The sequence below is a fragment of the Streptomyces sp. CO7 genome (assembly GCF_053474865.1).
In genome coordinates, this window is the sequence record NZ_JBRIOU010000172.1 from 1 (window position 1) to 8,960 (window position 8,960).

Annotated in this window: 7 protein-coding genes; 5 read left to right on the plus strand and 2 right to left on the minus strand. The window is 73.4% G+C overall.

Features of this window, described 5'->3' with window-relative positions:
- The 5 genes from ACOV8S_RS31730 to ACOV8S_RS31750 all read left to right on the plus strand — a co-directional run.
- Positions 1-581 (plus strand): 4'-phosphopantetheinyl transferase family protein (locus ACOV8S_RS31730; protein WP_448321946.1); only part of this gene is annotated, 581 nt, incomplete at its 5' end.
- Positions 571-1,470 (plus strand): hypothetical protein, encoded by a 900-nt coding sequence (locus tag ACOV8S_RS31735; protein WP_448321948.1) that lies wholly within the window; start codon positions 571-573, stop codon positions 1,468-1,470. The genes ACOV8S_RS31730 and ACOV8S_RS31735, both read left to right, overlap by 11 nt.
- Positions 1,467-3,146 (plus strand): AMP-binding protein, encoded by a 1,680-nt coding sequence (locus ACOV8S_RS31740; protein ID WP_448321949.1) that lies wholly within the window; start codon positions 1,467-1,469, stop codon positions 3,144-3,146. The genes ACOV8S_RS31735 and ACOV8S_RS31740 overlap by 4 nt, the downstream gene beginning before the upstream one ends.
- A complete protein-coding gene (locus ACOV8S_RS31745; protein WP_448321951.1) occupies positions 3,143-4,360 on the plus strand; it encodes an ATP-grasp domain-containing protein in 1,218 nt (405 codons plus the stop codon). Before ACOV8S_RS31740 ends, ACOV8S_RS31745 begins: the two co-directional genes overlap by 4 nt.
- A gap of 11 nt (positions 4,361-4,371) precedes the next feature.
- The gene (locus ACOV8S_RS31750; protein WP_448321953.1) at positions 4,372-4,920 is read left to right on the plus strand and encodes a flavin reductase family protein; all 549 of its coding nucleotides are present in this window, start codon (positions 4,372-4,374) and stop codon (positions 4,918-4,920) included.
- 151 nt (positions 4,921-5,071) lie between these two features.
- On the opposite strand, the gene ACOV8S_RS31755 is transcribed toward ACOV8S_RS31750, so the two are convergent.
- Both ACOV8S_RS31755 and ACOV8S_RS31760 read right to left on the minus strand, forming a co-directional pair.
- On the minus strand, positions 5,072-5,506 hold the full coding sequence (locus ACOV8S_RS31755) for a hypothetical protein (protein ID WP_448321955.1): 435 nt from the start codon (positions 5,504-5,506) through the stop codon (positions 5,072-5,074).
- A 23-nt stretch (positions 5,507-5,529) separates the two neighbouring features.
- A partial coding sequence (locus ACOV8S_RS31760; protein WP_448321957.1) for an RHS repeat-associated core domain-containing protein occupies positions 5,530-8,960 on the minus strand: 3,431 nt, incomplete at its 5' end.

Consider the following 8,960-nt stretch of genomic DNA (forward strand, 5'->3'; position numbering starts at 1 on the left):
TGAGCGGCCGGCCGTCGTGGCGGCGCCGCCAGTCCCTCGCCGCACGGGGACTGCTGCGCGCCCTGCTCGCCCAGGTGTGCCCCGGGACGGAGGACGTCCCGCTGACCGCCGACGTCCGCGGCCGGCCCGTGCTGGACGGGCTGCCCGACCTGGGCGTCAGCCTCTCCCACGACGGCCCCCACCACGGCCGGGGCGGGCGCGTGGACGCCGCGGTGGACCACGGGCCGGGCGGTGACCTGGTGGCGGCCGCCGTGGCTCCCGGCCGCCGGGTGGGCGTGGACGTCCAACTGCCCCCGGGACCCGACCTGTCACCCGGACTGGTCCGCCGGTGCCTGCGCGACCGCGCGGGCGAACTGTCACCCCTGCCGGCCGACCGCCGCGCCCTGGAGTTCGCCTGGGTATGGACCGTGCAGGAGGCCTGCGTGAAGGCCGACGGCACCGGCATGGCCGGCCGCCCGTGGTCCCTCGACGTCCCGGTGCGACCGCGCACCGGGACCGTGGGCGATCTCAGCTGGATCGCCCTGCGTCACCTCAGTGTCCATCCCGTGAGCTGCGCCTTTGGAGATCTCCGTGCCCGCTGAAGCACTGAGCTGCTACACCACCAACCTCAAGGAACACCTCCACCTCACCGACCCCGCGGCCGAGCGGCGGCTGGCGACCGGTTTCGCCCTGTCCGTCCGCCGCGACGGCCTCGACGGCACCCTGGCCTTCAGCCACCACCACCGCGTCGCACCCGACTTCAGCTACCGCGGCGCGCGCCACTGGGACGACGCGCTGTCCGCCCTGCGGAGCGAGTTCGCCCGCCAGGGCGACGTGCTCGCCGTGGCCAACTGCCGCAACCTGCCGTGGAGTCCCTCCCACCAGATCCGCGACGTGCCGCACTGGCTGCGCCTCGCCGCCCGCGACGGCGACCGCTGGCTGGTGGTCGACGACTTCGACGCCCTGCTGCCCGAGGGCCACCAGGCGCCGTACCGCGGCTGGCTCGACGAGGCCGAACTGCGCGCCGTGCTGGCCCCGTTGCCCGGCCTGGACGTCGTGCTGCACCAGCGCGACGAGTACGCCCTCGGTGGCGGCCCCGCCTGGCTGCCGGACCCGGGCAGCCACCGCTGGCTGGAGCACGGCGCCGGCCGGTTCGATCCGCGCCCGGGGGAATGGGTCAGCGGCACCGCGGCCTCCCTCGCCTTCCTCCGGGACCTGCTGCCGTCCGACCCGGAGTCCCTGGTCCGGTACGCCGAGGACCTCTGGGCCGCGGCACGCCACCACCAGTACCTGCACCGCGCCCGGCCGGCGACCGCCACCGCATGGGGCGAACTGTCCCGCTCCCTGCGCTACGCCGCCCAGTCGGCGGCACGCGGCAGGCCGCGCGCCTCGCTGGTGCGCACCGCCTTCGACCGCATCCTCACCGCGATCGGTCCCGACGACGTGGCCGCCGCCCGCCCCGCCGCCGTGAGCGCGGGAGCGTCCTGGTGACCGGCCGCACCGGGGACGTGCCCGGCACCCTGCACGAGTGGTTCGCCGCGTCGGCGGCCCGCCACCCCGACCGGATCGCCCTGGAGGCCGACGGGCAGACGCTGACCTACCGAGAACTCGACGCCCGCAGCGCCCGCGTCGCGGCGGGCATCCTGAGCGCCGTCCCCGCGCCGCCGCGCCGCGTCGGTCTGCTGGCCGGACGGCGGCCCGCCACGTACGCGGGTTACCTGGCCGTGCAACGGCTCGGCGCCACGGTCGTCCCGCTCAACACCGCCTGGCCGGGCGCCCGCAACGCCTCGGTCGCCCGGCGCGCGGGCCTCGACCTGGTGCTGACCGACGGGAGCGGGGACACCGGCGGGCCGGGTGTGCCGCTGCTCGACCTGGCAGACCTGACAGACCCGGCGGACCCGGCGGACCTGGCCAGGACGGCTTCCGGCGGACCGGCACCCCGCCGGGGTGAGCCGGGTGCGCCCGCCTACATCCTGTTCACCTCCGGCAGCACCGGCACCCCCAAGGGCGTGCCGGTACTCCACGAGAACGTCGCTCCGTACCTCGCCCACGTCATCGAGCGCTACGAGGTGGGGCCAGGCTCCCGGCTCTCCCAGACCTTCGACCTCACCTTCGACGTGTCGGTGTTCGACATGTTCACCGCGTGGGGCGCCGGTGCGGCCCTCGTGGTCCCGAGCAAGGACGAGATCCTGGCGCCGGTGCGGTTCGTCAACGACCGGCAGCTGACCCACTGGTGCTCCGTCCCGTCGGTGATCTCCTTCGCCCGCCGGATGCGGGCGCTGCGCCCCGGGGCCATGCCGCGACTGCGCCACAGCCTCTTCGCGGGGGAGCCGCTCACCCTTCAGCAGGCCCGGGCCTGGCAGGCGGCGGCACCTTCCTCGCGGCTGGAGAACTTCTACGGGCCGACGGAACTGACCATCACCTGCGCGGAGTTCGGACTCGGCCCGGACCCGGGCGAGTGGCCGGCGACCGCCAACGGAACGGTGCCGATCGGGCGCGTCTACCCCCACATGGAGTATCGCGTCCTGGACGCCGAGGGGCAGCCGGCGGAGGAGGGGGAACTGTGCGTGCGGGGGCCTCAGCGCTTCCCGGGCTACCTGGACCCCGCCGACAACGCCGGACGTTTCTGGGACCTGGACGGCGACCGGCCCACCGACCCGGCGGCCGCCACCGGACCCGGCGGCACCGATCCGGCCGGGCCTCGCGACGAGACGCCGGGCAGCGGCTCGGCCGCCCGACCGGCGGAGGTGCCGGCCCGTATGTGGTACCGCACGGGCGACCGGGTCCGTCCGTCCGGCCGGGACGGACTGCTCCACCTCGGCCGCCTCGACCACCAGGTGAAGGTCGACGGCTACCGCGTGGAACTCGGCGAGATCGAGTCCGCCCTGCGCGACCAGCGTGACGTGCACGACGCCGTGGTCCTCGCGCTGCCCACCGCTCACCAGGGGACCGAGCTGCACGCGGTGTGCACCGGGGACGACCCGCACCCCGACACGCTGATCGCCGCACTCCGTGACCGGCTGCCCGCCTACATGGTCCCCGCCCACCTCCATGTCCGCGCCGAACTGCCCTTGAACGGCAACGGCAAGACGGACCGGACGGCCCTCGCCGCCCAACTGCACGACGTCCCCGCCCCCGCCACGACACCGGTCAAGGAGCTCCGATGACGAGCCACCACTCCGAGCCGCCCGTGGTCCTCGTCGGAGCCCGTCCCGCCGACGGCCCCGAGGCCCTGACCCGCCTGGGCATCCCCTACGTCCAGGTCGTCGACACCGGTGAGCCCCTGCCGCAGGCCGGGCCGGGTGTCCTCGCCGTCCACCGAGCTCCCTACCGGGAGGATCCCGCATCCCTGCTGGAGGTGCCGCTGCCCCGCGACGTCGCCGCCGTCCTCTCCTTCACCGAGTTCGGCCTGCTGCCCGCCGCACTGCTCTCCGAGGCACTGGGGCTGCCGTCGGTGTCCGTGGGCGCCGTGCTGCGGACCCGCGACAAGCTGGTCATGCGGCGGGCGCTGCAGGCCACCTGTCCCGGTCCCGCCTTCGGCGTCGTCGGTCAGGAGGATCCGGGCCCCGAGGACTTCCCCCTGGTCGTCAAGCCCGTCAGGGGAGCCGGCAGCCGAGGCGTGCGCAGTGTCACCGACCCGGCCGAGTACCGGGAGCTGCGCGAGGAACTGCGCGGCATGCTCTGGGAGCGCTACGTCGGTGGCCCGGAGTACAGCGTGGAGGCCGTCTCCGGCGAGGACGGCCACCGCATCCTCGGCATCACCGCCAAGCGCACCAGCGGACGTCCGCGCTTCATCGAGACCGGTCACGAGGTCCCCGCCCTCGTCGACGAGGCCGTGAGCGGCCGCATCGAGGAGACCGTGCGCCGCTGCCTGGACGCCCTCGGCGTGGAGCGCGGCGCCAGCCACACCGAGGTCAAGGTCGAGGACGGCCGGGTGCACGTGATCGAGACGCACACCCGGCCGGGGGGAGACCGCATCCCGCTGCTGACCCGCCTGATCACCGGGATCGACCAGTACGAACTGGCCGTCCGGTCCGTCCTGCCCGCAACGGCCGGCGCCGGCGTCGATCCGCAGCCCCGCTTCGCCCACGCGGCCGTCCACTACTTCCCCTGGGAGGACGCCGTCCTGGTCGGCCATGCCGACCCCGACCACTGCCGGGCCCTCGACGGCGTGGTGGAACTGGTGCTGCACGCGCAGCCCGGCACCCGTCTGCCGGTCTGGCGGCACAGCCACGAGCGTCCGGGACACGTGGTCGTCGGAGCCGACAGCCGCGAAGAGCTCCGTGCGCGGCTCGCGGCCGTCGAGGAAGCGTTGAGCCCGGTCCTCAGCCGTCCGTCCGCACCCGTGTCCACCGCACCCCCGTTGCTGCCCGCCTCCTGAGGAGTCACCCCATGGGCCTTTCCGTACCCACCAGCACCGCCGCTGCCACCGACCCGGTGCCGGCCTCCGGCGGCCACCGGCACGGGCCGTGCGCCGACCGCGACGCCTTCTGCGCCGCCATGACCCACCTCCCCAGCGGCGTGAGCATCATCACGACGCAGAGCCCGGACGGCCCGCTGGGCTGCACCGTCAACTCCGTCATCTCGTTGTCCGCGCAGCCGCCCTCGCTGCTGGTGTCGCTCGCGAACACCAGCCGCACCCTGACCCACGCCCTGCGCACCGGCGGCTTCGCCGTGAACGTCGTCTCCTGGCCGCAGCGGGAGCTGTACCGCCGGTTCGCCCAGGGAGACCCGCTCCGTCGCTTCGACGGTGTTCCGCACACCGTTCGTGACGGCCACCCCGTCCTGAGCCACACGTCCGCGGTGTTCGTCTGCTCCGTCGAACGTGCCATCGAAGTGGGCGATCACACCCTCCTGGTGGGCCACGCCCTGGAGGTCTCCCACGACGGGGACGCGCGCCCCCTGGTCCTGCACCGCCACCGCGCCCACCAACTCGGCTGAGAGCCGGGGGAGCGGTGGGCATGGAGCCGTGTTCCGGGGAGGGTGACGCGGCCGGCATTTTCCGACAAGGACAGCCCCGGCGGGGGCGCGCCGCCCGCGACCGCCAGGTCGCCGAGGCGCGCTCCGGCCGCCGGGGGAGGTCAGGCGACGGTCACCCCCGACCGATCGGCGCCGGCGCGCCGTTCCACGTGAACCCGTACCGATTGCGCTCGCGGTCGAACGAGAGCCCGATGTCGACGCCGCGAATGCCGTAATGCTCCCGAAGGCACTCGACGACAGCCGCGGCGGCGACCTCCTCCTGGTAGTCCGTCACCATGGGGACGGTCCAGTCGGACACGTCGACGAGCACCGCCGGCTCGTCCTCGCCGCCCAGGCCTTCGAGCTGACCGGCAACCAGCCCGAGCCCGAAGCCCATCCATTCCTCGTCCGCCGGCGGGAGACCGGCCGGAGGCAGCCACCAGACGGACGTGCCCTCCAGTTCGTGTGCACCGCGCGGCGGCCTCTCCACGGACCGCACCTCCAGGGAGATGCGGGCCACGAGGCCCCAGGGGCCGATGCGCTGCTTGTAGACGTGTGTGAACGGCATGGGTGGCTCTCTCGTGCCCCTTCTCAGAGGAATCTCAGCAGACCGAAGACGCCCGCGTGGAAGTAGTGCTCCGTCCCCATGTTGGTGGGACGGGAGATGTAGTCGAAGTCATGGGGCTCCCCACGCCCGTACATGATGCTGTGGCGGTCGATGAACTCGTCCATCTCCGACTCGGTCATCCTCCCCACATGAGTCTGCCGCAGAGCGGCGAGGTCCGACTCGCTCAGGCGGAAGGGCACGATCTCCACATCCGCGTTCCGGCGGTTGCGCAGGAGGTCCGCGTAGCGTTCGGCCTCGTCGAGCGAGCCCCACGAATACACTCCGGGCCCCAGGTGGGCACGGTGCTCGTCCGTGGGCCACGGCGTGCCGTCCGCCCGCAACCGGGCCGCGTTCTCGGCGTCCTGGACCGTGTAGAACTCCCTCTCCCCGTAGTCGGGTGCGAGACCGAGCGGATCCGCCTGGCGCTGCGGGTTGGGTACGTAGGTGCGAGGGTTCGGTGCGGGCGCGAGCCCCAGGGGGTCAGCGGTGAGATAGCGGGCGGTCTCCGGGTCGTAATGACGGAAGTAGTTGTAGTGCAGGCCCGTTTCCGGGTCGTTGTACTGGCCGGGGAAGCGGAGCGGCGTGTAGGTGGTGGCGTCCTTGTTCCAGGCGGTGGTTCCCCAGAGGGTGGTACGGGTGCGCCATGCGATCTCCCCGCCTTCGCCGACGAGTTCCCGGGGAGCGCCGACGAGGTCGGTGACGATGGCGAAGAAGCGGGAGTCGATCTCCCGCTGCGGCGCGTCCGCCGCGATGATCCGCTCCGTCTGTGCGATGGGCCTCGGACCCTGGTGGTCCCAGGTGAGGGTGACAGGGTGCGGCAGCTCGGTGGACCGCGTCGTCTGCTCGCACAGGGTCGCCCCGTCCCAGGTGAAGACCACCCGCTCCCGCACGGTCCGGCCGTCCTCCGCCATCCGCAGTTTGGCGGTACGCCGGCCCAGCGGGTCGTAGGTGTAGCGCCAGACGGTGCCGTCCGGGGTGATCACCGAAGTCAGGCGGTCCTCGGTGTCCCACGCGTAGCGCCAGGTGTCGGGCTTGCGGGACAGCCGCGCCTTCTGTCGCAGCGTGACGCGGCCGAGGGCGTCGTGCTCGAAGCGGACATCGCCGGCCCGGGTGATACGGGTGCCGGTGTAGGCGCGGGGCCCGGTGGCTTCGTGGCCGGGGTGGGACGCCGGCCAGGACGCCTCGGTCTGGTTACCGGCGGCGTCGTACGCGTACCGCTCGGTCCAGCCCTGGGCGTGCACCGCGGTGACCCGGCCGGCCGGGTCGACGTCGAAGGTGCGGGTGCCCGAGAACTGGTCGGTGACCGCGCCGAGGTGTCCGTCGGCGCGGTAGTCGTAGGTGCGGCGGTTGAGGGTGCGGTCACCGATGGCGAGGTGCTGGCCGGTGAGCCGTCCGGCCTCGTCCCACGCCGAGGCAAGGGTCAGGGTGCCACCGAAGACGCGCTTCACCTCACGGCCGGCCGCGTCGTGGGAGAAGGCGATCTCACGCCCCCCGGAGGTCACCCGGGTGGGGCGGCCCGCGGCGTCATGGGCGTAGGTGGTGACCATGCCCGTGGGAGTGGTGCGCCGGACCCGGCGGCCTGCCGCGTCGTACGCGAGGTCGAGGGCCCGGCCGTCGACCAGCTCGGTCCTGAGCAGGCCACGCCGGTCGTACCGGCGTACGAGTTCGCCGTCCGGGCCGGACGCGTGGACCAGCCGTCCGGCCGGGTCGTGGACGTAGGTGGTGACCTGGCCGGCCGCGTCCTTGCGGGTCATCCGGCCGAGCTCGTCGTAGGCGTACCGGATGGTCCCGCCGAGATGGTCGGTTCGGGTGACGAGCTGCCCTGCGGCATCGAGCTCGTAGGTGACGGTGCGGTCGTCGAAGTCGGTCTCCGCGACCAGCCGCCCGGCCCCGTCGTACTCGTAGGACCAGGCGAGCCCTTGCGGCGCGGTGACACGGATCAGCCGCAGGTTCGCGTCGTGCTCGAACTCGTGGCGCGTCCCGTCCGGACCGGTGCGTGCGGTGAGGAGGTCGAAGTGGGTGTACTCACATCGGGTGACTCCGCCGGCGGCGTCGGTGTGGGTCAGGGGGTTGCCCTCGCCGTCGTACGTCCAGGACTCGGTCGAGCCGTCGGGGTGTGTCAGGCGGGCGAGTTCGCCGTCGACGGTCCAGGCGTACCCGGTCACCGCGCCCACCGGATCGGTGACGCGGAGCGTCCGGCCGAGAGCGTCACGTTCGATCCGGGTGACGCCTCCGGCCGGGTCGGTGATCTCGACAGGCAACCCCGCCCTGTCGGAGCGCACCCTGGTGACGGCGCCCAACGCGTCGGTGACGGAGACCAGACGGCCGCGGTCGTCGTAGGCGAAGCGCATGGTGTGCCCGGAGGGGTCGGTGACCGCCGTCCGGTTGCCGCGCTCGTCGAACTCCTGACGCCGACGCGCCCCGTCGGGGCCGACCAGCTCCACCGGCAGGCCCGAGGGACCACGCTCGACGCGTGACTCCCTGCCGTCGGGGCGGGTGACGACGGTCGGCCGACCGTCCTCGTCGTAGCCGAGAGCGGTGGTACGGCCGAGGGGGTCGGTGCGGCTGAGCAGGTTGCCGCGGTCGTCGTAGGAGAACCGGGTGGTGTGGCCCAGCGGATCGGTGGTGGCGACGACGCGGCACCGGCGGTCGATCAGGTGGCGGGTGACGTGGCCATCGGCCGTGGTCAGCACCGTGGTGCGGTGGCCCGTCTCCGGATCGGGACCGCTGTAGGAGAGGGTGATCTGGACGTGGCCGGCCTGGCCGCCTTCGGCGATCACGCGGTCGTGGTCGTCGTAGGTGTAGTCGTACCGGCTGTTGTTCGAGTCGATCCAGGCGGTGACGCGGCGGCGGTCGTCGTAGAGGAAGGTGGTGGTGGCGCCGGAGGGCTTGGTGACGGCGGTGAGGTTGCCGTCGAGGTCGTAGCCGTAGGACATCAGCGGCAGATCGGCGCCGTCCTCGCCGGCGCCGGCGAGGGTGAGGGCGGTGATCCGGCCGTCGGCCAGGACGATCTTGACGTGGTAGCCGCCGGAGTGGACCAGGGCGAGGGGGAGGCCGTCGTCGGTGCGGTCGACGGTGACACCGTGACCGTTGCGGTCGGTGAGGGAGGTCAGCCAGGCGGTGCCGTCCTCGCCCGGCTCACTGCCGTACGGAGCGGTGAAGCGGCGGACCAGGCCGGTGTCGGGGTCGGTGAGGGTGTAGTCGCCGTCGACGTCGCGTTCCAGCAGGGTGCGGGCCGTGCCGGACTCCGGGCGGGTGGGGGAGCCGGGTACGGGGTGGGCGTAGGTGATCAGCAGGCCGCCGGCGGTGACGTGGACGACGCCGATCGCGTCGATCTGAAGATGCTCGTCGACCGTTGACGTCCACGAGGGGCCGAGGAAGCGGCCGGTGGCGTTGCCGGACTCGGTGCGGCGGG

Coding starts and splice junctions, on each gene's coding strand:
- ACOV8S_RS31745 (WP_448321951.1), top strand. CDS start 3,143: ATGACGAGCCACCACTCCGAGCCGCCCGTGGTCCTCGTCGGAGCCCGT.
- ACOV8S_RS31750 (WP_448321953.1), top strand. CDS start 4,372: ATGGGCCTTTCCGTACCCACCAGCACCGCCGCTGCCACCGACCCGGTG.
- ACOV8S_RS31755 (WP_448321955.1), bottom strand. CDS start 5,506: ATGCCGTTCACACACGTCTACAAGCAGCGCATCGGCCCCTGGGGCCTC.